The organism is Paraburkholderia flagellata (assembly GCF_021390645.1).
Classification (GTDB): Bacteria; Pseudomonadota; Gammaproteobacteria; order Burkholderiales; family Burkholderiaceae; genus Paraburkholderia; species Paraburkholderia flagellata.
The window spans coordinates 380,075-402,210 of record NZ_JAJEJT010000003.1; the positions used below are offsets into that span (position 1 = coordinate 380,075).

A 22,136-nucleotide genomic window follows, 5' to 3' on the forward strand; every position below is an offset into this window, starting at 1 on the left:
CCGTCACCATTGTCTGTACGGGATACCGTTAATGCCGACGCGATCGGATTTCGACGACACGTCGAACACATCCTTGCCAGCCTGTTCATTCATCATGGCCGGGTCGGCGCCCGCCGCCTGATCCGGCGGCTCTCCATAGGCCCGCACGCGCCACGTGTCCTCGGCAAGCGTGTCCGGGTCGCCGCTAAAGAAGGGATCGCGCGGCACGTGACGCAGGAACATCAGCAGGCCGCCTTTCGGATCGCGGGCGTTCTTCACGCCCGTCACGAGCACGGTCAGCGTCGGCGGATAGCCCGACGCTTCCGCATCCTTGTCGATGAGACCGGTATCGCTCGCCTCCTTGTAGGCGTCGAGCGCAGTACGAATCTCGCGCAACGCGTCACTGAGCTGCAGCTCCTTTTGACGCTGCACCATTAGTTCCGAAAACGGCATGATCGCCAGCGCAAGAATGCCCACGAGCGCGAGCGTGATCACCAGTTCGATCAGCGTGAATCCGCGCTGATCGAACTGGCGTGTGCCGCGCAAGCGCATCGCGCACTTCCCGGTAGCCACGGTTCAGTACCCGCCCTCGACCGGGCGCAGCGGGTTATCGCTCGGCATGGTGCCAGGCGGCATTTGGAGCATCGCGGGCGGTGCGGGCGGCGGTGCCGCGGCGGACTCCGCTTCGCCGCCCGTCTGATCCGCTGCCGGCGGCGCGGCCGGTGCCGGCGCTGCGCTCTGCCCGGACTGCCCAGCGGGAGCCGCTTGCGGCACAGGCGCTCGCGAGAATCGTCCACCATACGGTTCAGGGGGCGGCGTCGTGCGCGGCGGCGGCGCCGTTTGTCCGAACGCGCCGTTCGAAGGCGACGGCAGTGCGGGATACGCCTCGGCGCCCCCTCGCGAAGACGTGCCGCCAACCGTGCCGCCGCCGACCATGCCAGGCATCGGCTTTGCCACCGGTTCCACGGACGTTGCCGCACTCGCCACGACGGGATCCAGCCGAAGCTGATCGGCGTGCACATTGACATCGGTGCCCGACCACAATTCCTGCGTGTCCGCATCGGGGGCAATCTGCGGTCGGACGATGTGCGGGGTGATCTGCAACACGATCTCGGTCTTGACGTGGTCGCCCTGGTGGTTGGAGAACAGCCTCCCGAGTACCGGCAACTGGCCAAGACCGGGGACCTTGTTAGCATTCCTACGGTCTTCATCCGAGATGAGGCCGCCGAGAATCTGGGTTTCGCCATCGCGCAGACGCAAACTCGTCGACGCGCTGCGTGTCCCGATCTGATAGGCGAGCGAATTCAGGCCATTTGAATTGCTGCTTGAGATCGTATTGGTGATGTTGCTGACTTCGAGATTCAGCTGGATGCCGACGTCGCCGTCGCGATAGACCCGTGGTTGCACTTCCAGCTTGATGCCGACATCGAGGTACTGAATCATCTGTGTATAAGACGGGCCGCTCGTGCTCGGCGTGCTGGAACTCGAGATCACCGGCACCTTGTCGCCAATCATGATGCGCGCCTTCTCGTTGTTGCGTGTCCTGATGCGCGGGCTCGCAAGCAGATCCGCATCGGTGTCGGTCAGCTTGAAGTTCGCCGTGGCCGAAAGGCTGCTGACATTCAGTTCATTGATCGTCAGATGATGCAGAATGCCCCATGTCGTCGCGGTGCTCGGGGTCGACATCGTGAACGAGTTCGGCCAGTCGATGCCAAGATCGGTGAGGCGCTCGTGCGACACTTCCAGCACCTCGACTTCCATCATCACCTCGGGATCCGGCAGATCCTGCGCGGCGATCATCTCTTCGGCAACCTTGATCGTGTCCGGCGTGCCGCGAACCGTCACCGTATTCGCCCGCTCGTCGATCACGACCTCCTTGATCTTGAGAATGCTCTTCAGCAACTGCTGGATCTGCTTGGCCTCGACGTTCGACAGCTGGAACGTGCGCACCTTGAGTTCCTGATATTCGAGCTGCTTGGCGGGAGTGGCGGGATAAATGAAAATCGTATTCGCGTTGAGTTGCTTCTTGTCGAGCTGATTCTGCATCAGGATCATGTCGACCGTGTCCTGCACCGAAGCGTTCGTCACGAAGATCGTCGTCTTCAGATCGGCGCGGACGTCGCGGTCGAAGATGACGTTCAGCCCGGTGGTGCGGGACAACGCTTCGAACACCATGCGCACGTTCGCTTCGCGAAACTGCAGCGTCACCGGTTTCTGCATGATCGATGAAGCAGCGAGCCTGTCGTCGCGATCCGCGCGTTGCTGACTGAGCTTTGCGTTGATTTCCGTCTGCATCTGCTGAGCGAGGGTATTGGTCGGGTTCTCCACCAGCACGCGGTGCACCCGTTCGGCCGCCTGCGTATAGGCGCCGCGCTTCATCATCCGTTCGGCCTCCTGAAGGATGGCCAGGTCCTTGCGATCCTGATCGATCTGCATGCCGATCTTGCGGATGCGCTCATTGGTCGGGTCGATGGCGTACGCCTGGAAGAGGTTCCGGATCGCGTCGTCGAACTGGTAGCTCTTGCGGTATTGATCAGCCTGGTCGAGCAGCGTGGTGACCTGAGCGTTGCGCTGGTTCAGATAGTCGACTTTCGCCTGCGCGTCGGTCGGATCGTCATGGATATTCGGTACGTGCATGCAGCCGCTAATGGCGAGCACGGACACGGCAATCGCCAGCGCGCGCCTCCTCGCGACCTGCATCGCGCCCCGGCACGGAACAGGAAACCGGATGACTGGCGAGAGGCGTGTCGGCGGGCCGCTGTCCCCATCGCGGCTCGCACCCCGTGTGCGTGAGGTGTTCATTTACTTGTCCTCTCGTGGAATGGTTACCACCTGCCTTTCGTGCAGCGGCAAATAGGTCAGCACTACGTCCGACTCCGACACCGACTCGATGCGGTACTGGTTGTCGATCACGTCGCCTGGCGACACGATCAGTAACTGATCCCCGTTGCTGAGAAAGACTTGTGGCTTGGCTGCCTTTGCATCGAGTTGCCCCACGTAGGTGAAAGGCACCGGAGGCGCGGTGGGCGGAGGGGGCCGCACCGGCGCGGCTGGCGCTTCGACGGGAGGCGGCGGCGGAAGCCACGAAGAGACCGTGAATGGATCGTGGGCCGATTCGAGGGACAGCGGCGCGCGCAACGAGAGGAGCTTCGCATGGGCCGTCGCCCCTGCCGTACCGGCGAGCGCGCCCTGCGCAGCGGATGATGACGCCGCAGTCTTTTCGGCTGCGTCGGACGGGTGCGTGCGATGCCTGGCATCTCGCCGCGTGTGTGTGTCACTGCGATGCTGGCTGTCGGGCACGACGGCCTGCGGCGGCATCTGGCGTGCCGCGACCATGACGCGATACCCTGCCCCGGCGGCCGCGATCGCGCACACCACCAGCAGCACACGCATGGACAGAGCGGGTTTCATGGCTGGGCGCTCCGGTAAATCAGTTCGAAGCGCACCCGCGCGTCGAGAATATTGCCGTCCACCGCGGGACGCTCGACATGGATTTCCCTTAGCGCTGCATTCGGTACGTTGTTGAGCACCAACGCAAGAAAATGCCGGATTGCACTGTATTGATCCTTGACCGGCAACATCACCTGATAGCGCGTGAAGCGCGCGCCCGAATCCGTGCTCACCTGGTACTCGGCGGACCCGAGTGTCAGATTGCTGCCACGCGCCTGCTCGAATATCGACGCAATATCGTCCGCGCTTTGCGAAAAGCGCGGGAACAGTTCCGGCAAGGCGTCGAGCGCGACCGCGTCCACCTCGGCGCTGCGCGTGCCGTCTGGGTGATGCACCTTAGCCGCCTTCGCGAGCCGGCCTGAATCCTGCATTTCCTTCGTGTCGGCATCCACGCTGGCGATTTCGGCGCACATGAGGGCGGCCGCGCCGATCATTAGCACGCCGATGAGTCCAGGCAGGCCGTACGAGCGCCGCAACTCGAAGCGCAGTGTCAGAAGCCTGTCGCGCAGTTGCTCCGCTTTCATGACTTCCTCCAGACGGCGGTGATCTGGAAACGAACCGGTTTGCCCGGCACATTGGTCTCGACCAGATGATCGTTGAGCACGGCTTCGCGCAGCAACACGCTCGTCTGCAGATACTTCAGGTACGTGATCATCGCGTCGACGTTCTTCGCTTCGGCCGTGATGCGAATCTGGCTCTGTGCGGGGTTCTGGTCGATGCCGATCAGCGCGACATCATGGTCCGGATAATCCTCCACGATCGAAAAAAGGTCCTGCCACGGCACGGTCAGTTCGCGCAGTATCGACAGGCTCTGCTTTTCCGCCAGTTTTGCGGCCGGTGTCGGCGGCGGCTTCACCGCGTGCTGCTGCGCGAACGTCCGATGGCGGACGGCGTCGAGATCCGCCTGCACGCGATCGTTCTCGGCATAGGCATGCCAGAGACGCGCGCCGCAGGCGAACAGCAGCACAACGGCGACACACAGCAAGATCAGGCCGCTCGTCCCGATGCGCACGCGGCGCCTCGCGAAGTCGATATCGAGGATCTGGATCATTGCGCGTGCTCCATCAGTCGGCGCGCGGGCGAACTGTCCGACGCCGGTTGCGCCGGCCGGATCGCAGCCGCAAAACGCGCTTCGAATGGCGCCGGGTCGGTGTCGTTCCCGAACAGATAGATCGTGCAGTCTTCACGCTTGAAGCCCGCTCGCGTCGCCGAACGTTCGAACAGTTGCTCGGCCAGTTCGGCGAGCCTTGACGCGTTGCCCGCGTCGCCGGGAAAGAGGCGCTGCGCGTCATAGGCGGCCCAGCCACGCCGCTCGATCATCACGGCCTGCATCAACTCCTCGGCAACGAATATCAGCAGCGCATCGCCGCCCGCCACGACATCGACGCAATTGAGCATTTCCGGAAGACCCAGTTTCAGGCGGGAAATCCGGACATTCCCGGCAACACCCACTTCATGAATGCCGTCATGAAGCGCGCGTGACATCGCGCTCGCAAACAGCGCACGGCCGCCCTGCTGCACGCAGAAGCGCACCAGCAGCGATTCGCCGTCAATGCCGTAGGTGTCGGTGAAATGGGCGAGCGCGATCTCTTCGACTTCGCGCGCTCGCAGGGTGCGAAAGTCGCCGCGCAATATCGCGTGGTTGCCCCAGAAGTCGTCGAGCACCACGTGTGCGTTGCGCGCCGGCGATTTCGCCTCGCGGGGCGCGCTCTCGACTGCATCGGCTGCCTCAACGCCGGGCGTGGCGATGAGAGACGCGCGTAGCGCATCGAGCAGACCCGACTCGGTGCCGTACTGGTCGTCGGGAATCGTGATGCTGGTCGGCTCCGCGGGCGGCAGGTGTTTGCGCGGGCGCCACAGTCCGGGCGCGCGGACCCCGACGACGATCTCGCGTGTGCCGATTCCGATCGCAACCGGACTATTCAACCATCGTGACACGGTTGATCTCCTCGAGTGTCGTTTCGCCGCGCTTCACGAGCTCGATCGCGGCGACGCGCAGCGTCTGCATGCCATAGCGCATCGCCGCAGCCTTGATGTGCCCAAGTGGCGCGCGCTCCGACAGCAGTTGCCGAAGTTCGTCGTTCATGCGCAGCGCCTCGGCGATCGCACGACGTCCGCGATACCCGCTGCCGCGGCATGCGGCACAGCCGGCGCCCCGGCGAAAGAGGTAGCTGCCCGCGGCTTCCGGGTCGATTCCCGAGCGGATGAGCGTCTCCTTGTCAACCGTGTCTTCGGTCATGCAGTCTGGACAGCATTGCCGCAACAGTCTCTGCGCAATCACGCCATTGAGGGCGGAAACGAAGGAGTACGGATCGACCTCCATGTTGGTGAAGCGGCCTATTACGTCGAACACGTTGTTCGCGTGGACGGTCGTGAACACCTGGTGCCCGGTCAGTGCGGCCTGCACGGCGATTTGCGCGGTTTCCGGATCGCGGATTTCTCCGACCATGATCTTGTCCGGGTCGTGCCGGAGAATCGAGCGCAGCCCGCGTGCGAACGTGAGTCCCTTTGCTTCGTTGACCGGAATTTGCAGGATCTCGCCGAGCTGGTATTCGACCGGATCCTCGATCGTCACGATCTTTTCGAGGCCGTTGTTGATTTCCGTGAGAATCGCGTAGAGCGTCGTGGTCTTGCCGCTGCCGGTCGGCCCCGTGACGAGCAACATCCCGTACGGCATCGACGCGATCGTACGCATGAAGCGCGTGTCGCCCTCCTGAAAACCGAGTGCCTCGAGCGTCAGACCGCCTGCGGATTGCGAAAGCTGATAGCGGTCCAGAATCCGCAACACAGCATCCTCGCCAAACTGGTTCGGCATGATCGACACGCGGAAGTCGATTTCACGCCCCGCGTACTGCGCCTTGAAGCGGCCGTCCTGGGGCACGCGTCGCTCCGCGATATCGAGCTCGGAGATCACTTTCACGCGCGAGAGCACCTGGTCCGCGACGTCGCGGCCCTCGGCACGGCCGACCACGGTGAGCACACCGTCCACCCGGCACTTGATCATCAGCCCATTCGCGCGGCACTCGAGGTGAATGTCGCTCGCCATCATCTTGAGCGCGTCGTAGATCGTCGAATTGAGCAGTCTGACCACCGGACTGTCATCGTTGCTGATGCCCTGCAGCGTCAACGCCAGCGAGGCCGGATCGACCGTGTTCTGGATCGGATCATCGAACGCGAGGGAGTCCATCGCGCGAACGTCCTTTTCGCGCACGGTCAGATACGCATTGATGTCTCCTGCGCTTGCGAGTGCCCAGCTATACGGGACGCCCGGCTGCGAGCGCATCCGGTGCTCGACCCAGCCGCGCGTGCGAGCATCGAGCGGATCGACGATCACGAACAGCAGCCCATGACTATCGCTGTCGTTTGGATCGTGAAAGCACACACAGAGACGGGTCGTCGCGTCGACGAACGAAACGACTTCGAAATCCGGTTCGAGCCGATTCAGCTCGCGCATGCCAATCGACTTCATGCGGAATTGCGCTGCCAGTTGCTCGCGAAGCTCGTCCGCGCTGAGCGAGGTCTGCGCCATCAGCTCCTCGAGCGCGCGGATACCGGAACCATGCCGCTCGCTGAGCGCTCTCAGCGCGTCGCGCAGGTCGGCGCGCGCTTCGGCCTGAAGGCCCTCCTGCAAGGCGATGACGGTATCCACGCGCTTCCCCAATCCATGCTACTGAATATCTACTGAATACTCGACGCGATCTCGAAGATCGGCATGTACATCAGCACGACGATGCCGCCGATCACCACACCAATGACGATCATCATCGCGGGCTCGATCAGTCGCGAAATCAGGTCGATCGTGCGCGCCACCTGCGCTTCCTGGAACGCTGCGATGCGGTCGAGCACGGGGCCGAGACCGCCCGTCTTCTCCGCTACCGTCAGCAGGCGGTACGCGATCGCGTTCGCGAGTCCGGCCTCCTGAAACGCATCCGAAACCTTCGCGCCGTTGCGCACCCGCTGCAGTGCGCTGGCGAGCGCGGCCTGGTCCGCGCGTCCGACCAGACCTTGTGCAAGGTCGAACGCCTTCACTGCGGGAATGCCGCCGTCGACGAGCATGGCCGTCGTGCGATAGAACTGCGACTGGCGAAAGACGCGGAAGTGTTGCCCGATCCCCGGCAGCGCCAGCATGCGATCGGCGATCCAGTTCCGCACGAACGGGCGGCGCAATGCAAAGCCCGTCGCCACGACGAGCACAGCGAGACCGACGCTCAGTCCGGCCCCGTGCGCGTGCACCATGCCACCCCATGCCATCAGCAGGCGCGACAGCAGCGGCAGCTCGCGCCCGCTGTGTTCAAGAAGGCTCGCGAAGCGCGGCACCACGAAACCGAGCAGGAACAGGACGACAGCCGCGCCGACGAACAGCAGGACCGTCGGATAGATCGCCGCCGACACCACGCGTGCGCGCAGCTCATGAAGTGTCGCGCTATTGCGCGAGTAACGTGTGAGGCTATCGGCGAGACCGCCGGTCTGCTCGCTCGCCTTCACGCATGCGACCAGAACGAGCGGGAAGATATGGCTTGCGTGCTCAAGTGCGGCGGACAGCGATTGCCCCTCTTCGAGCTGGCGCAAGAGGTCGCGATACACTTGCGCCGACGCCTCCCGGCGTTCATTGCCGCCAAGCGTGCGCAATGCATCGACAACGCCCACGCCCGCGTCAAGCAGCGCGGCAAGCTCGCGGGCAAAGAGTTCGACGTTGAAGCGCGCGCCAGGTATCCCCAGCCGGTTCGCACGATGCCGCCGCCGCCCGCCGTCGGCGCGAACCGACACGACACGCATGCCGCGAGAACGCGCAACCGCGGTGGCTGCCGTCGACGAATCGCTGTCGATGCGAAGCGTCTGCACCGAGCCATTCGTATCGAAGACACGTAGCACGTACTTCACGACGACTCTCCTTGCAGACAATCCATCACCGGCGCGACAGAGCCGCCGTGCATCGCTACCATGACGAGACCGTGACGTTCTCGCCCGTGCCGTCACCGCGTCCGTTCTTGCCCAGCGAAAACAGGTCGTAGTCGCCGTGGTCGCCCGGCGAACGATATTGATACGGGCGATCCCACGGATCCACCGGCACCGCCTTCTGCAAATACGGACCGCTCCAGCGGGTCACATTCTGCGGCTTGACGACGAGCGCATCGAGGCCTTCTTCAGTCGTCGGATAGGCGCCGACGTCGAGCCGGTATTGATCGAGCGCCTGACCGAGCGACACGATCTGCGCACGCGCGATCTTGACGTTCGACTTGCCGACCTGTTCGAAATATCGGGGTGCAACGAGACCGGCCAGCAATCCGATGATGACCATCACGACGAGCAGTTCTAGCAGCGTGAAGCCGCGGCACGCGCGCGCGCGTGCCTGCGCGTATGCCGCGAGACTCGTGCAATGCCGTGGCGCCTCTGGCGAGGGCTCCCGCATGCCGCATTGGATAGAGGTCGATTCGCTGTGCACGGCTCCCCTCCCCTGTATCGACTCACCGCTTCAGCCTCGCTGAAGCCGTTGAAAGCATTTTTGTTCAGGTCGATACGGGCAAGAAGTAGGGAGTGCCGTCCAAAGACATGGGTAAAGACCCTCCAGTTGCACCGTTCCTGACTGGAGGGATTTCACACATGCTCGTCGTCGGGCAGCGTCAGCACGCCCATGTCGATCGCGAGGCGCACGAGGCCGTTCAGGTTCCTGATGCCGAGCTTGCGCATCAGGTTCGCGCGATGCTTTTCCACGGTCTTGGGACTGAGACTCAGGCATTCGCCAACCTGCCGGTTCGTGTGTCCTTCGACCACGAGCCGCAACACAGTGCGTTCGCGGCCAGTCAATGCGTTCCAGAGCTGCGCATGGTGGGCGATGTCCTCCTGCGATCCGTGCGCGCCGCCGCAGATCCGGTTGGCGCCGGCGCCTGCCGTGCGCTTGCCCTGCATCACGAAGCCCATCTCCCGGACCAACTGCTCGAACGATGCGTCCTTGACCACGTAGCCGTCGGCACCCGCGGCGAACGCCTCCCGCACATGGTCTTCACTCCAATGAACGGTCAGGACGATGATCCTGATGCACGGGGACTCGCGCTTGATGGCAGCGATCGCCTCGAAGCCGCTGCCGCCGGGCATCGTCAGATCCATCAGGATCAGATCGGGCAGCGTCTCCCTGGCGAGGCGGTGGGCTTCTATCCCGCCGCTCGCTTCGCCGACGATGCAGTAGTCGTCCAGTTCGGAAACCATGCGACAAAGGCCGCTGCGCAGTAAATGCTGGTCCTCGGCAATCAGCACACGATGTCTTTTTTCCAATTTCGTCGCTCCTTGCTGGACGCCGCGCGCCTAGTTGGAAGCGACCACGTCGTGATAGGCGGCGAGCAGTTCCGTTGGCGTAGCAAAGCCGTCTATGCGCAGCCAGGGCTTGCCGGGCGCGGCGCGCAGGAATGCAACCGGCGTGTGGTTCATCTTGTCGCCGCGATAGACGTTGAACGCGCGCTGCGCTGCAATGCTCGCCTCGACCGTGCCGGTATAGTGCTGCCACTCGGGGCCCGCTTCGAACCTGGCCGCGTAGGCCTTGAGTCGCGCAGGGGTGTCTTCTTCAGGATCGATCGAGATCGACACGATGTGGACCTTGTCACGGTCGCTGCCCAGATCGCTTTGCAATGTTTCGAGCGTCTGGCTGACCATCGGGCAGATCGTCGTGCAGGTGGTGTAGATGAACGTCAGGATCACTGGCCTGCCATCGTTCAACTCGCCAATCAGCGAAACTGTCTTGCCGTCATCGCGCACGAGGTCAACCGAAGGCAGCGTGTACTGTGCCGTCGTGCGAGTCGTCATGCCCGCCATCATGTGATGATGCATGTGAGGATCGACAACGGGTTCGGCGTCCCCGGCAGGTGCGCACCACGCGGCTGTTGCCGCGAATGCCGTGCACGTCAGCACGAATGCACCTATCCTTAACTTTGCAGTCCTGTTCATACTGGTCTCCAGAAATGAGGAGAAGGGTCGCGTCTCGCGATGCGCCGGTCGCGGCGCTCTCACTCCCTCGCAAAACCAGTGTCATGAGTTTGCCCACGAGCGTCATTGGATGAGGGACCCCAAACGGCGGTAGGGTATGCCCGCTTGATGGAAAACCCGCACCGAGCAGTGGGGGTGTCCCCACATTAAAACGTCACAGATTCCCCGTTGCGGCTCGCATCCATCACGGCCTACAATCCCGGTAATCTTACGATTTGCTTGTACCGACACCGATACATCGGGGAGCTGCGATGGATGAAAGTCAGCCAGGGGGACCGCAGGTAAGATTGCTCGACCTGATCGAAGCCATGCGCAAGCTGCGTAGCACGGCATATTCCAGCCAACCGGACGCCGGCGTCGTCACCGACGCGCGAGGAGCCGCGCTCGCGATTCTCACGCCCGATGGGACCTTCGTGTCCGCAAACCGCAGCGCCGCCGCGCTGCTCGGCTATTCGAGCGCCGAGCTTGCCGGCAAGGGTCTCGCCGACCTCGCGCCCGACGACTATCACGCTGAATTGGCAGACGAATTATCTGCGAGCGCGGCTTGCGAGTTTCATTCGTTCAGTGCGGTTCTCAGCAGCCGGACAGGCCATCCCACGCGGCTCGCGCTGCATCAGCAAATTTTGCCCACGAGACAGCCGGGATCGACCGTCTTGCTGACGCTGTTCGAAGAGCCGCTGACCTTCGAGCCCGGCTCAGCCGACCCGGCCGAACTGTTCGATGCACGCGAGCGCGTGTGCCAGACGTATCTAATGATGGGCCAGCAGAAGGAGCGCCAGCGCCTTGCTGCGGAGTTGCACGATGGCCTCGGCCAGGCACTAACCCTCATCAAGCTGATGGCGGAAGACACGCTGATGCGCATACGCCGCGGGCAGATCGACGATGCGGCGAACCTGCTGGATTCAACCGTGTTCCGGATCCGAGAAACGATCGGCGACGTGCGGCAGATATGCGGTGAACTGAGGCCGCTCATGCTGGACAAGCTGGGCTTGCCCGCCGCATTGAGTTCGCTGTGCCGGCGCGTCGAACACAGCGCGGCGGCGCTGTCGGTTTCGTTCGACTGCGACGTCGCGGATAACGACGTGCCTGAACATCTGAAAGCGGACATGTTCAGAGTCGCTCAGGAGGCGCTGAACAACGCCGTCAAACATGCCGAGGCGACTCAAATCTCCCTCAGCCTGCGGGGCGACGCGGGCGGCTGGTTATTGGCGATTCAGGACAACGGCATTGGCTATGAAAACCATCCGCTCGCCACGGAAGATGCCTATACGACAGGATTGGGCCTGATCGGCATGCAGCACCGCGTCGAAATGCATGGCGGCGCGTTCTCGATCGACTCATCCGCCGCAACGGGTACCCGCGTCTGCGCGACCTGGACGCGCTAGCGCGTTCTCGTCGCGCTCAGTCAGCCCCCAACGTCCCCGTCTCTCCAAGCCTGTATTCGGGCCGCTCGGCCGCCGGGCCGGAACCCGCCGCCGGCTCGGATCGTTCCGGCAAGTGCTCGTCGTCCACGTTCGGCTCAGCGCACTTGGCCGCGAGCGAGGTCAGCAAACCCATGCTCATCGCGACGAGAACCAGTTCGGTCAGATTGGCGATGTGAAGCTTGTGCATCATGCTTGCGCGATACTTCTCGATCGTCTTCGGACTCAGGTTCAGGTACTGTCCTACCTGGCGGTTGGTGCGCCCTTCCGCGATCAGCTTCAGCACGCTGCGCTCGCGCGCGGTCAGCACGTCCCAGGCATGCTTTGGTGCTGGCGCTTCACGGCCGCTGACGAACGAGTCGACCATGTACCCGTACACGTCTGCGCTCAGATGTTTCTTGCCTTGCATGACTGAGCGCATCGCGACCAGCAGCTCGTCGAACGATACGTCCTTCAGCACGTAACCATCGACGCCGGCACGCAGCGCCTCCCGCACGTACTCCTCGTTTTGATGCACGGTGAGCGCAATGATCCGCACGTCCGGCGATCGCCGTTTGATCGTTGCGCTGGCGTCGATGCCATTCATCCCCCGCATCGACAGATCCATCAGGATCAGCTGAGGGGCGAGCATCATCGCCTGCTGGCAGGCTTCCTTGCCGTCCCTCGCTTCGCCGACGACGTCGTAGTCGCCTTGCGCACACAGCATCGAACGTAGGCCATTTCTCAGCAGATCGTGATCCTCTGCGATTACAACGCGACATTTGGTATTCACGTCTTGTCTCCCGGTTCCAACGCCCTCGGTCTTCATGATTGGCTCAACGATTTGACTTCGCCACAACCTTCCGTTAAGCTTTCATCACTTACATTCGAATTCCTAAGTATTTGCTTTACGCTTCTTTCTCGGGGCTTGCATGCGCGTGCCCTTTGCAAGGTTCGCGCCACTTCTCTTTGAGCAAGCAACGGCGCGCATCTCCACATTTCCGGAAAATTCGCGAGCGCGGCGGGCATCAAAAATGTTTCAAATTCGAACCCTTTTGCATTCCGCAGAGGATTCGCAATTGTCAGCGATGGCGCAATCCTGTTCGTTGTTATCACCCGGCGCAAATGAACCCACGACAATTGCGCCGGATGAGAAGAATATAGGCGCCCTGCATAACGGCTGATTCGTTTCCGCTGATTACCGAATCTTTCCGTTTGTTTCAGATGTTACGTTTCTGCACTGTGCTTTGCGGCGGCCAATTCACGTCTCAAAGTGTAGGGAGGTGCCCCATTGTCGATCTGTTTTTTCTGCAACCACAATTCAGTTGCAGGAGAAGACAACGATGCACTCCCACTCATCATTCAGCTTGCGAAACGCAATCATTCTCGCCTTCGCGACGCTCGGTGTGGTGTTGCCGGAAGCTGTATGCGCGCAGATTTTTGGCGCCGTCGACGGCAATGGAGCGGTCGTTCTCACGAACGTACCGGGCAAGCCCGGATTGAAGGTGATCGTTGCAGGCGAGCCGCGAGGTGAACCCGGCGCAAGGGGCCGCTCCCGCAAGTCCCCCGGCAGCGCCGATTTCCCCATGTACGCGGACGTGATCGACGAAGCGAGTCGTTCTTTTCGCGTTCAACCCGAACTGCTTCGCGCGGTAATCGACGTCGAATCGGGATACAACCCGAAGGCGGTTTCGGACAAAGGCGCGCTGGGACTGATGCAGTTGATGCCGGAAACCGCGAGGCGATTTTCGGAAGGCGACATGTTCAATCCACGCGACAACGTACTGGCCGGCGCCCGCTATCTGCGTTTTCTCCTCGATCTGTTCAAGGACGACGTAGAACTCACACTGGCCGCATACAACGCTGGAGAGAATGCCGTGATTCGCGCCGGCTATCGCGTACCGTCGCTGCCGGAAACCCGTCTCTATGTTCCGCGCGTGCTGGCGCGTTACAAGCAGCTTCTCGCGGCCAGTTGATTGCCTGACGCCGCGCCGTTGCGCGAAGAGTTTGAATAGCGAACCGGCCGACTGGGGACCAGTTCAGTCGGCCGGACGCCCTCTGCTACGTATGACGCGAGCATTCGCAGGTCGCCGCGTCCTACGCTCTCCCTCCTGTGCTGCGTGTCTTTGTGTGTCGACCCGTGCTGGCGCGCGTCACGGAATCGCGGGCATGCTCGGGCCGGTTCCCTCGATGTGCGTCTGCGCGTCGTAAAGTTCGATCACCTGCTCGATCTCCTCCACTCTCTCCTTCGGGACGTCGATCATTATTAGAAGCTCGCCCCGGAGAATCCCTTCTTCGAAACGCTTCAATCGCGAATTTGGCATTTCGACGCCAATCATCGCTGCGACCCACGCGCCAAATCCCGCGCCTGAGAGTGTGAGGATCACCACGGTGCCGCTGGCGATCCTGAGATCTTCGGGCGGAACGACAAAGGCGATCAGCGCCACCAGCAATCCGGTCGCACAGCCTACTGCCGTGCCTCGCACCAGCGATGCAAGCAGATCACTGCTTTGCGCGAGCGACGCCTGCGGCAAGCCGTCGATCGACACGTTCTCGTTGGCGATCACATGCATGTGCCGCCACTCGATTCGCTGCACAAGCATCTCGCCGACGATCGCCCGCGCACGCTGTGGGGTGGGCAACAAAAAGTAGACGCGTCTCATTTCAGGCACTCCAACTTTACGCCGGGCACGCACCGAAACCCCTGGTGACATTCTTGTTCGCGCCGAAGCTGGCTTTAAGTAGTAATGCCCGCCGAAATGCGTGGGTAGAGACCCGCAGATAGGCTTTCGTTTTCCTCACAGGCTGCCGTAGCTGTGTAACCCCGAAAGGAACATGTTGACGCCGAGGAACGCGAAGGTCGTGACGAGCAGGCCCGTGAGCGCCCACCAGGCCGCCACGCCGCCACGCAGGCCCTTCATGAGGCGCATATGCAGCCAGGCCGCGTAGTTGAGCCACACGATCAGCGCCCACGTTTCCTTCGGGTCCCAGCTCCAGTAGCCGCCCCAGGCCTGCGCGGCCCACAGCGCGCCGAGAATGGTCGCGATGGTGAAGAACGCGAAACCCACGGCGATCGACTTGTACATGACGTCGTCGAGCACCTCGAGCGCGGGCAGGCGGTCCGCCAGCACGCCGCGCTCCTTCATGATGTACGCCACGCCCACCATGGCCGAAAGCGCGAAGCTGCCGTAGCCGATGAAGTTCGCCGGCACGTGGATCTTCATCCACCAGCTTTGCAGTGCGGGCACGAGCGGCTGGATCTGCTGCGCGTCGCGCGAGATCGAGTACCACATCAGGAAGCCCACGGCTGCGCTGATGACGAGCAGCACGAACGCGCCGAGCGCGCGCGTGTTGTAGTGCTTTTCGTAATACAGATAGAAGAGCGCGGTGATGAGGCTGAACAGCACGAACACTTCGTAGAGGTTCGAGATGGGAATATGGCCGACGTCCGCGCCGATGAGGTAGGACTCGTACCAGCGCACCATCAGGCCGACGAAGCCCATGAGCACCGCCGCCCACGTGAGCTTCGAGCCGATCGAGCCGCCCGAGGGCGAGCGCGAGAGCAGGCCGATCCAGTAGAACAGCGTGGCGAGCACGAACAGCGCGCTCATCCACAGGATGGCCGACTGGCTGGAGAGGAAATACTTGAGGAAAAAGGCCTGGTCGGCGCGCGCGAGGTCGCCCTGGTAGATCTGGATCGCGAAAAGCGCGAGCACCGCGATACCTGCCATGAGCAGCCGCGCCGGCTTCCAGCGCCAGCCCAGCACGACGAGCGCGGGCGTGGTGCCGCAGAGCACCAGCTTGTCGTAGTAGTTCATGTGCGCGTGATAGCGCGAGAGCGCGAAGCCCGCGCCCGCCACGAGCGCCAGCGCGAACAGCCAGTCCACCACCGTCAGGCGGCGCAGGAAGATACGCTCATCGTCCAGCACGCTCCTTTGATTCGCGTCGTACATGCACAGAGGCCGATGCAGTGCCACTGGAGCATGCACCGTGGCATCAGGTGAAGATGAGCCTGGTTTCATGGCATTCACCGTCCAAGGACGACGCAGGCGGAAAGGCGTAGCGACTCCCGCCGGGCATAAAAAGGGTGCCCGCCCCGGGGGGGACGGCGCACCATGAAAGGTGCCCGTTGAGGAGGCGGGCACCAAAGCCGTTGAGCGAAGCCGCGCCACATTCAATGCCCCTGCTCATTGATTGCCTGGCGGGCTGGCGGATACCTCCTCTTCTGGCGGAAACACTTCGACGAACGCCGCTACCGCGCGTATGTCCCTGTCCGACATGTTGGCGCACACAGCCTTCATGACGGCGCCGCGAGGCCGGGTGTCGCTTTGCTGGAAGACCCCGAGTTGCTTCACGACGTAGTCCGCGTGCTGGCCCGCGAGCCGGGGAAACTGATTCATCCCCTCGCCATGCGGCCCGTGGCACCCAACGCACGCCGCGACGCCCTTGCCAGGCAGGCCCGCATGGTAGATTGCCTTGCCTTCATTGATGAGCGCGAGATCGCTCGCAACGCCCAGGGCCGCGGATTGACTCGAAAAGTACGTGGCTAGCTCGTCGATCTGCGTGTCGGTCAAGTGAGTGAAGCCCCACATAAAACGCTGCGCATTCGGGTCGGCTCGTGAATGGTTCTTGAAGTCCGTCAGTTGATCGACCAGGTATTCCTTTCGTTGCCCGGCGAGCTTCGGAAAGGTAGGCGATACGGAAACGCCGTTCACTCCGTGGCAGTTCGAGCACACTTGCAAGGCGATGGTCTTTCCCGGAACCAGCGGGTTGTCGACCTGCCGCGAACGCTCCAGGTCCTGGCAGGCCGCCCCGGCCAGCAGAATCCCAATGGAGGCGATATGCGCCACTCTCTTCATGTTACCCACCTCCTTACTGCAGCTTCCGATGTCATCTGTGGTGCTTACGTTCCGCGCAAATACAAAACCGCTTCGACACATCGTATGGGGCCACCCGCTTGCGCACCGTCGTCGCGGCACGGCGCACCGGAAACAGCGCTCAGGGCATTACCATGAAGCGGCCCACAGATAAATGAAGAGCGTGTCGTTGTCTCTCGCGTTACGCCCGGTGCCGTCGTAATTGGACGTGGCGCCGAGAAACCTGGTGTAGTGCGTGTACTGCACGCCTATCCTGACACGTTGATTCGGTATCCAGAATATTTCAGGTGTCCAGCCCTGCGTGTTCGGGTGGAGGTTCGCACTGGCTGCGTAGGCCGCACTGTCTGGACTACCTGTCGTATTGAAGAACGAAAGGCTGAAACCGTACTTGCTCTGGTAGACGTACGATGCCTTGAGTCTCAGCGAATCGAGATTCCCCGACGTGCTGTCGGCGAGGACGAAATTGTTCGGATCATGGATGTTCTCACGCACATAGCGAGCTTGCGCGGTGATCGTGTGCGGCTCGAGCAGGTACTCGTACTGAGCATCCATGCCGTAATCGCGGTAGCGCGTCACGCCCTGCGTAAAGATCGGGAACTGGTTGGGATCGTTCGGATAGATGTCTACGTTCAACAGGAACGCGCCGACCATTGCGCTATGGGGCCCCCAGTCTCGCGTCAACGCGATGCGCGCATACGGGTTGTAGCCGCGCAGGTAGGTTTGCGGGTGAGCCGCATTTCCTTCCCGATTGCCGTGACTCATGAACGACCAGATTCCGTCGGCGGTGCTGTACGCGGTCAGTTCGGCGTAGACCGTTTTGTTCCAGTACACGTAACCGCCGACGCCCGCCACCTGTGACGCAAGACTTCCTTCGATGACAGGCAGGTTTGGGATTTTGGCAACCGGACTGATCGTCGATGAAATGTACGGATAACCCCATGCCGGCGCGGAGTTCCAGACGTCCTGCACCGTCGGATTGTTGTGCACGGTCACTCCGAGGATGAGATCATTCGCCTCTCCGAAGATCCGGTCCACGAACCGGAAGTCGGTATTGTCGGATCCCCAGTGGCCTTCCCATTTGTTCGTCACGCCATTCTGATGGTCATAGTTCGTATAGGTGAACTGTGTGAAGGCACCGATCTTGTCGGTGATCTTTCCGGCAAGGAAAATGCTTGCAAAGTCGAATATTGGCAGACCGTTCTTAGTATTGATGGGATTGCCGCTCGCGTCGTTGTTGACCCGCGTCTGGCTCAGATCGCCGATTGCCATCGCGGCGATCGGGACCGTGCGCTCGCCAAGCGTGTAGCCAGTGAGCTTGAACATTCGCCCGTAAGGCGTGAGCTCAGGAAATTGCCCTCCGGCGTGACAAGCCACACAACTTTGTCCGGTTTGGCGCGCGAAGATCGGCAGCGCGTATGCGGTGGTTGCCTGCAGCCATGCCAGCATTGCGAGGGTGAGTATCCAGCCACCGCGCAGCAAGTTTCGAAATGCCGCATGGCTGACAAGTGCTCTTGTCATGACTGTCGCTCCCGCGCCGCGTCGCGAAACGTAGCGCACCGGCGCTGAAGGCCGAAGTTCGCATTGCGATGTTCCGCGGCGGTATGAGAACGATTGCCTCTGGATGCTGCCACCGTTCACGATGAACCCTTTGTGCCGCACGCGATGACTTCATTGTGCAAACGCGCAATCCGAATCGGGATGGGGCAATCTCCTCCTCTTGTGGTAGGCGTTGCGCTAGATGTCGCAGTGTGTCAAATGCCCGTTCGCCGTTTGCACACAGCATTGAGCGCCACGGCTTCTTCGGAACGAAGCCGCGCGCGCAAATTAGTTCGGTTTGCGAATCAATTGATGAGTCGACGTGCAGGTGCGCGACACGCGCCTGCACTACGCAATTGACCTCACGGCACGATCCAGTTCCCATCGGCCACGAGCTTGATGTGATCCGGCCCGGCAAAGCGGACGATATAGCCGCCTTTGGACGCGAACGTCTGCCCCGGCGCCAGCGTCAGGCGCGGATAGTAACCCGTCAGTATCCGGCGTTCGAGCATGTCCTGAATGCGCTCCACCAGGTAGTCCTTCACGAACGCATCGACCATATGGCTCAGCGTCTCAGCAAGCAGACCGCATGCAAGATACGTGTCTGCCTGCACCTGTGGAGCAACGATCGGAATCTGTCTGATCGAGAACCAGCCGAATGCGTAGTCGACGCGCACGCGCCTCCCTTCCGGCAAGTCGAACGGATACGCGAGCCGCGTGACGCCGCGCCAACTCGCCGGCAGGGGGATGCTATCGAGTCCGCCCATGAGGCCCGACATGAACACGGTATCCGTCGCTGGGGGGATTCGCGCAAGCGCCGCGACGTCCGGTGGACGCAGCCACAGCACGAGCACGTCCGAGCGCGGTATCCCTTGGATTGCATGCGCAACGCTTTCGCCGGGGGCAAGCACGCGGTCCGACACCGCAATGCCGTAAGCCTTCAGTGCCGTGGCGAGCGCTTGCGCGCCGCGCTCGCCGTTGTCTCCCGCACGATAGACCTGCCTGACGCGCGTCAGCGCTTTTGCCTCTTTCGTCCCCTGCGCCTGCCGCGCGCCAGCTTCATCGACAATGCGCGCAGCAATCAGGTCCGACTCGAGCAGCACGCCTTTGGAGAAGTACACGGAATAGAAGTCGTGATCGGTTTCGACCGGGACTTCCACGTTGGGAAAGAGGCACGGCACCGCCTCCTGCTCGCAAAAATCGTGAATCGGCGCCCAGTTTTTGCCTCCGATACCCGACAACACTGCAAACACGGGCTGCCGGGCGAGAAACTGCGTAAGCTGTTCACGCCAGGTGTCCGGCGGACCTTTGAGCTCCCACACGTGCAGTTCCCAGCGGCGATTCACCATGAACATCATCTTGCGCGACGAACGCAACGGCGGCACCGCACCGAGTGGAAAGACGTTCTTGTCGGCGACGTAGTGCGTGAGCACATCGAGCATGCCCGCGCGTTTCACCGGATCGGCATCGGGCGTGATGATCGTCGCGAAGTGCAGCACGGTATCCGTAACGCCCGTCGCCCTGCGCCGGTCGAGGTGCTTCAGATAGCCGATCAGCGCCTGCATATCGGCGTCGTTCAGCGCGTATTGCGGCATCAGGCTGCTCAGCGGCTTGCCTTCCGAGTCGATCCCTTCGCGAATGGCTCGCGCGATCGTCGCATCCGTGTACGGCTCGCGTTCGGCACGCATCCCGGGAACATAGGGCAAGTCGGCATCTTCCGTGTTCTGTGCGCGCGGCTCGACGAGGTAGCGCCAGGTGATCGGGGGGATGCTGCTGTTGCCTTCCCTGGAGCCCAGGCCACTGCGGCGATGGCAGTTCACACAGGCCGCGGCTGCGCCTTCCAGGTGCACGCCCCCGTCGTGCATCGCCTCGAGCGGTTCGCCCGAACTCAGGATCCCCTGCTGGTAAAGAGCCTGCCCGGCGCTCCCTGTCGCGACCGGTTGCGCGGCCGGTGCGCAACGCGCCTCGCCCACCGGCATGATCAGCGCGGCGAGCAACGCGCATGGAGCAAACCATCGCGCCGCAAGCGAAGGTGCCCATGTGCGGCCTCCTGGCCCGCTTCCCGCGCGATTCATGGTCAGGGCGACGGATGTCCGGCGCCGGGCAGCGCCGGCGAGGCATCGACGTCGATTGAAACCGATTTGCGGTGCATCTGCGGCGGCGCGGGTCTCGTAAAGAGACCATCGTCCAGCACCGGATTGAGCGACACCTTGTCGATCGTCAGCTTGTCCTTTTTGTCGGATGCCACCGCGCCGCTCTCGATCTCGAGCGGTATTTGCAGCCCCTCGACGCTCCTGAAGTCGCTGTGACCCACCAGCACCACGACCGTTTGCCCGAGCGGGGTGCGCACCTGGTGGTCCACCTGTACGTCAAGAAATGTTCGAGCATCGATCCACACATGGCGGGTCACGCCGGAAGGCAGCTTCGCGGCGAGACGATACGCATCGCGGCCGCCCACCTGATCGGTACCCTCGAGCGTGACGCTGACACCCTTCGCTTGATGGTCGATCAACAGCCCATCGATCACCTGCTCGTCGCGCGCGGACGTCGCCTCATCCATCGAGTACGGCCGCGGCGTGGCGCTGCCCATGCCGTTCGGGCCCAGTTTCCACCCTTGTTTGCCGTCGAATACGCGTACAGACTTCTGGTTGAACACCGTGACCTCGAAGCGTGTCTTGTTCGGGCGCTTCATGGCGAGGACGAACGGCAGATCCGGTGCAGGCGCATTGGCGCTATCGACGTGGCCGGACCAGATCATGGTCTGGACTTTACGCCAGGCGTCGAGACCGCCTCTCGCTTCGACGTTCTTCTCGACGATCTGATCCACGCTCAGATCCCGCGCGGGCATCTGCTCGCCCGCGAACACGGCCGCCGCGACGCTACCGGCGAGCACCCATACTGCGACTGGTTTCATGGCCGTCAACCTCATGGGAGCACCCAACGGCTAGTGGCTCGCGCTCTGGCGCGGGCTCGGGTGCGCGCCGGCGGTCGTACTGGCATTGTGATTCGTGCCGGGGCTCGCAGTCGGGTGCGGGCTCGGGCTCAGCACCGGGTTCACGCCGACGCCCGGCGACGGGTGCGTCACTTTCGCCACCGTGATCTGCGGCCTGGAAAAGAGGGTGTCGTCCGCCGGCTGGTTCACTGCGACCTTATCGATGATCAGCTTGTGCGTGCCTCTCGCGCCGACGACAACCGTCTCGAGCGTGTGCGGCATGACGAGGCCGCCCTCCTTCCGGTAGTCGCGATAGAAGATGGCGACGTTGTGCATCTTGCCGTCAAGCTTGCGCGGGTCCCCATCGACCTTCAGTTCGAGAAAGCTGGACGCATCGATCCATACGCGGCGTGACGTGCTGTCTTTCATCGTCAGCTTCAGCACATACGCGCGGTGGCCTTCGACCATTTCCATGCCGAGCACGTCGATTCTCGTGCCCTTTGCCGCGTAGTCCATGAGCGGACCGTCCAGTTCAGCCCACGATGCGGCCGCTTTGGCCTCCGCGGGCGAGTACGGCTCCACTTCGTTGCGGCCGAGGAACGGTCTGACCTTCCAGCCTTGCGCGCCGTCGTAGACCTGGAAGGCCGTCTGATCGTTGAAGCGGACCTCGATGCGGCTCTTGCGCGGACGCTTGAGCGTCATCGTGAACGGCAGCCTGGTGTTCTTCGTGCCACCAGCTTCGAGCTGCCCCGACATCGTCATCGTGTTGACCGCGTGCCACGCCTGCAGGCCGCCGCGCGCCGCGACGTTCCGGTCGACGATCTGCGCCGCGCTCATATGCGCCGCTCCCGCGGTCTGCGCGCTTGCCGCAGAAGACCCCGCAAGCACTGCCGGAGCGCTCGCCAGAAGCGTCACCACCGACGCGGTCTGGATTGCCAGCGAAAGAAAGCGGTTCATGAGTCATCTCCTCTTTATCTGCGCACGAAA

At 62.4% G+C, this 22,136-nt stretch carries 21 protein-coding genes; 2 read left to right on the plus strand and 19 right to left on the minus strand.

All coding sequences use genetic code 11. The features are described from left to right. Positions 1-3: 3 nt before the first annotated feature. The 11 genes from L0U83_RS25360 to L0U83_RS25410 form a co-directional block, all read right to left on the minus strand. Positions 4-531 (minus strand): type II secretion system protein, encoded by a 528-nt coding sequence (locus L0U83_RS25360; RefSeq protein WP_233887880.1) that lies wholly within the window; start codon positions 529-531, stop codon positions 4-6. A gap of 24 nt (positions 532-555) precedes the next feature. Continuing rightward, the gene (locus L0U83_RS25365) at positions 556-2,781 is read right to left on the minus strand and encodes a type IV pilus secretin PilQ (protein WP_233886927.1); all 2,226 of its coding nucleotides are present in this window, start codon (positions 2,779-2,781) and stop codon (positions 556-558) included. After that, on the minus strand, positions 2,782-3,390 hold the full coding sequence (locus tag L0U83_RS25370; RefSeq protein ID WP_233886928.1) for a hypothetical protein: 609 nt from the start codon (positions 3,388-3,390) through the stop codon (positions 2,782-2,784). Then, a complete protein-coding gene (locus L0U83_RS25375) occupies positions 3,387-3,953 on the minus strand; it encodes a hypothetical protein (protein WP_233886929.1) in 567 nt (188 codons plus the stop codon). Before L0U83_RS25375 ends, L0U83_RS25370 begins: the two co-directional genes overlap by 4 nt. Next, positions 3,950-4,480, minus strand: coding sequence for a hypothetical protein (locus L0U83_RS25380; protein WP_233886930.1), 531 nt, complete (start codon positions 4,478-4,480; stop codon positions 3,950-3,952). The genes L0U83_RS25375 and L0U83_RS25380 overlap by 4 nt, the downstream gene beginning before the upstream one ends. Further along, positions 4,477-5,367: a hypothetical protein gene (locus tag L0U83_RS25385; RefSeq protein WP_233886931.1), complete on the minus strand. Its 891-nt coding sequence runs from the start codon at positions 5,365-5,367 to the stop codon at positions 4,477-4,479. Before L0U83_RS25385 ends, L0U83_RS25380 begins: the two co-directional genes overlap by 4 nt. Next, a complete protein-coding gene (locus tag L0U83_RS25390) occupies positions 5,348-6,958 on the minus strand; it encodes a GspE/PulE family protein (protein ID WP_233887881.1) in 1,611 nt (536 codons plus the stop codon). Before L0U83_RS25390 ends, L0U83_RS25385 begins: the two co-directional genes overlap by 20 nt. A gap of 149 nt (positions 6,959-7,107) precedes the next feature. Next, entirely contained in the window at positions 7,108-8,310 is a 1,203-nt protein-coding gene (locus L0U83_RS25395) for a type II secretion system F family protein (RefSeq protein ID WP_233886932.1), read from the minus strand. 55 nt (positions 8,311-8,365) lie between these two features. Continuing rightward, entirely contained in the window at positions 8,366-8,839 is a 474-nt protein-coding gene (gene gspG, locus L0U83_RS25400; RefSeq protein ID WP_233886933.1) for a type II secretion system major pseudopilin GspG, read from the minus strand. Between the two features lie 185 nt (positions 8,840-9,024). Then, complete coding sequence (locus L0U83_RS25405; RefSeq protein WP_233886934.1) at positions 9,025-9,681, minus strand: response regulator; 657 nt, start codon at positions 9,679-9,681, stop codon at positions 9,025-9,027. Between the two features lie 48 nt (positions 9,682-9,729). Further along, complete coding sequence (locus tag L0U83_RS25410; protein ID WP_233886935.1) at positions 9,730-10,365, minus strand: SCO family protein; 636 nt, start codon at positions 10,363-10,365, stop codon at positions 9,730-9,732. A 290-nt stretch (positions 10,366-10,655) separates the two neighbouring features. Between L0U83_RS25410 and L0U83_RS25415 the strand changes: the two genes are divergently transcribed. Beyond that, positions 10,656-11,789, plus strand: coding sequence for a PAS domain-containing sensor histidine kinase (locus tag L0U83_RS25415; RefSeq protein ID WP_233886936.1), 1,134 nt, complete (start codon positions 10,656-10,658; stop codon positions 11,787-11,789). 16 nt (positions 11,790-11,805) lie between these two features. Here L0U83_RS25415 and L0U83_RS25420 read toward each other — a convergent pair whose 3' ends face one another. After that, the gene (locus L0U83_RS25420) at positions 11,806-12,597 is read right to left on the minus strand and encodes a response regulator (RefSeq protein WP_233887882.1); all 792 of its coding nucleotides are present in this window, start codon (positions 12,595-12,597) and stop codon (positions 11,806-11,808) included. Between the two features lie 550 nt (positions 12,598-13,147). On the opposite strand from L0U83_RS25420, the gene L0U83_RS25425 reads away from it, so the two are divergent. Beyond that, a complete protein-coding gene (locus tag L0U83_RS25425) occupies positions 13,148-13,780 on the plus strand; it encodes a lytic transglycosylase domain-containing protein (protein ID WP_233887883.1) in 633 nt (210 codons plus the stop codon). A 177-nt stretch (positions 13,781-13,957) separates the two neighbouring features. Here the strand turns inward: L0U83_RS25425 and L0U83_RS25430 are convergent, their stop codons facing one another. The 7 genes from L0U83_RS25430 to L0U83_RS25460 all read right to left on the minus strand — a co-directional run bounded on the left by L0U83_RS25430 (position 13,958) and on the right by L0U83_RS25460 (position 22,106). Further along, positions 13,958-14,467, minus strand: a complete 510-nt coding sequence (locus tag L0U83_RS25430) for a DUF1269 domain-containing protein (RefSeq protein WP_233887884.1) — start codon at positions 14,465-14,467, stop codon at positions 13,958-13,960. A 135-nt stretch (positions 14,468-14,602) separates the two neighbouring features. After that, positions 14,603-15,757, minus strand: coding sequence for a c-type cytochrome biogenesis protein CcsB (ccsB, locus tag L0U83_RS25435; protein WP_233886937.1), 1,155 nt, complete (start codon positions 15,755-15,757; stop codon positions 14,603-14,605). A gap of 234 nt (positions 15,758-15,991) precedes the next feature. Next, a complete protein-coding gene (locus L0U83_RS25440) occupies positions 15,992-16,663 on the minus strand; it encodes a c-type cytochrome (protein ID WP_233886938.1) in 672 nt (223 codons plus the stop codon). A gap of 147 nt (positions 16,664-16,810) precedes the next feature. Beyond that, on the minus strand, positions 16,811-18,319 hold the full coding sequence (locus tag L0U83_RS25445; RefSeq protein ID WP_233886939.1) for a cytochrome C: 1,509 nt from the start codon (positions 18,317-18,319) through the stop codon (positions 16,811-16,813). Positions 18,320-18,579: 260 nt separating this feature from the next. Continuing rightward, complete coding sequence (locus tag L0U83_RS25450) at positions 18,580-20,196, minus strand: c-type cytochrome (protein WP_233886940.1); 1,617 nt, start codon at positions 20,194-20,196, stop codon at positions 18,580-18,582. A 98-nt stretch (positions 20,197-20,294) separates the two neighbouring features. Continuing rightward, on the minus strand, positions 20,295-21,131 hold the full coding sequence (locus tag L0U83_RS25455) for a LolA-like protein (protein ID WP_233886941.1): 837 nt from the start codon (positions 21,129-21,131) through the stop codon (positions 20,295-20,297). A 30-nt stretch (positions 21,132-21,161) separates the two neighbouring features. Beyond that, complete coding sequence (locus L0U83_RS25460; RefSeq protein ID WP_233886942.1) at positions 21,162-22,106, minus strand: LolA-like protein; 945 nt, start codon at positions 22,104-22,106, stop codon at positions 21,162-21,164. Positions 22,107-22,136: the final 30 nt, after the last annotated feature.

Coding starts and splice junctions, on each gene's coding strand:
- L0U83_RS25360 (WP_233887880.1), bottom strand. CDS start 531: ATGCGCTTGCGCGGCACACGCCAGTTCGATCAGCGCGGATTCACGCTG.
- L0U83_RS25365 (WP_233886927.1), bottom strand. CDS start 2,781: ATGAACACCTCACGCACACGGGGTGCGAGCCGCGATGGGGACAGCGGC.
- L0U83_RS25370 (WP_233886928.1), bottom strand. CDS start 3,390: ATGAAACCCGCTCTGTCCATGCGTGTGCTGCTGGTGGTGTGCGCGATC.
- L0U83_RS25375 (WP_233886929.1), bottom strand. CDS start 3,953: ATGAAAGCGGAGCAACTGCGCGACAGGCTTCTGACACTGCGCTTCGAG.
- L0U83_RS25380 (WP_233886930.1), bottom strand. CDS start 4,480: ATGATCCAGATCCTCGATATCGACTTCGCGAGGCGCCGCGTGCGCATC.
- L0U83_RS25390 (WP_233887881.1), bottom strand. CDS start 6,958: ATGGCGCAGACCTCGCTCAGCGCGGACGAGCTTCGCGAGCAACTGGCA.
- gspG (WP_233886933.1), bottom strand. CDS start 8,839: ATGCGGGAGCCCTCGCCAGAGGCGCCACGGCATTGCACGAGTCTCGCG.
- L0U83_RS25410 (WP_233886935.1), bottom strand. CDS start 10,365: ATGAACAGGACTGCAAAGTTAAGGATAGGTGCATTCGTGCTGACGTGC.
- L0U83_RS25415 (WP_233886936.1), top strand. CDS start 10,656: ATGGATGAAAGTCAGCCAGGGGGACCGCAGGTAAGATTGCTCGACCTG.
- L0U83_RS25425 (WP_233887883.1), top strand. CDS start 13,148: ATGCACTCCCACTCATCATTCAGCTTGCGAAACGCAATCATTCTCGCC.
- L0U83_RS25430 (WP_233887884.1), bottom strand. CDS start 14,467: ATGAGACGCGTCTACTTTTTGTTGCCCACCCCACAGCGTGCGCGGGCG.
- ccsB (WP_233886937.1), bottom strand. CDS start 15,757: ATGTACGACGCGAATCAAAGGAGCGTGCTGGACGATGAGCGTATCTTC.
- L0U83_RS25440 (WP_233886938.1), bottom strand. CDS start 16,663: ATGAAGAGAGTGGCGCATATCGCCTCCATTGGGATTCTGCTGGCCGGG.
- L0U83_RS25450 (WP_233886940.1), bottom strand. CDS start 20,196: ATGCCGGTGGGCGAGGCGCGTTGCGCACCGGCCGCGCAACCGGTCGCG.
- L0U83_RS25455 (WP_233886941.1), bottom strand. CDS start 21,131: ATGAAACCAGTCGCAGTATGGGTGCTCGCCGGTAGCGTCGCGGCGGCC.
- L0U83_RS25460 (WP_233886942.1), bottom strand. CDS start 22,106: ATGAACCGCTTTCTTTCGCTGGCAATCCAGACCGCGTCGGTGGTGACG.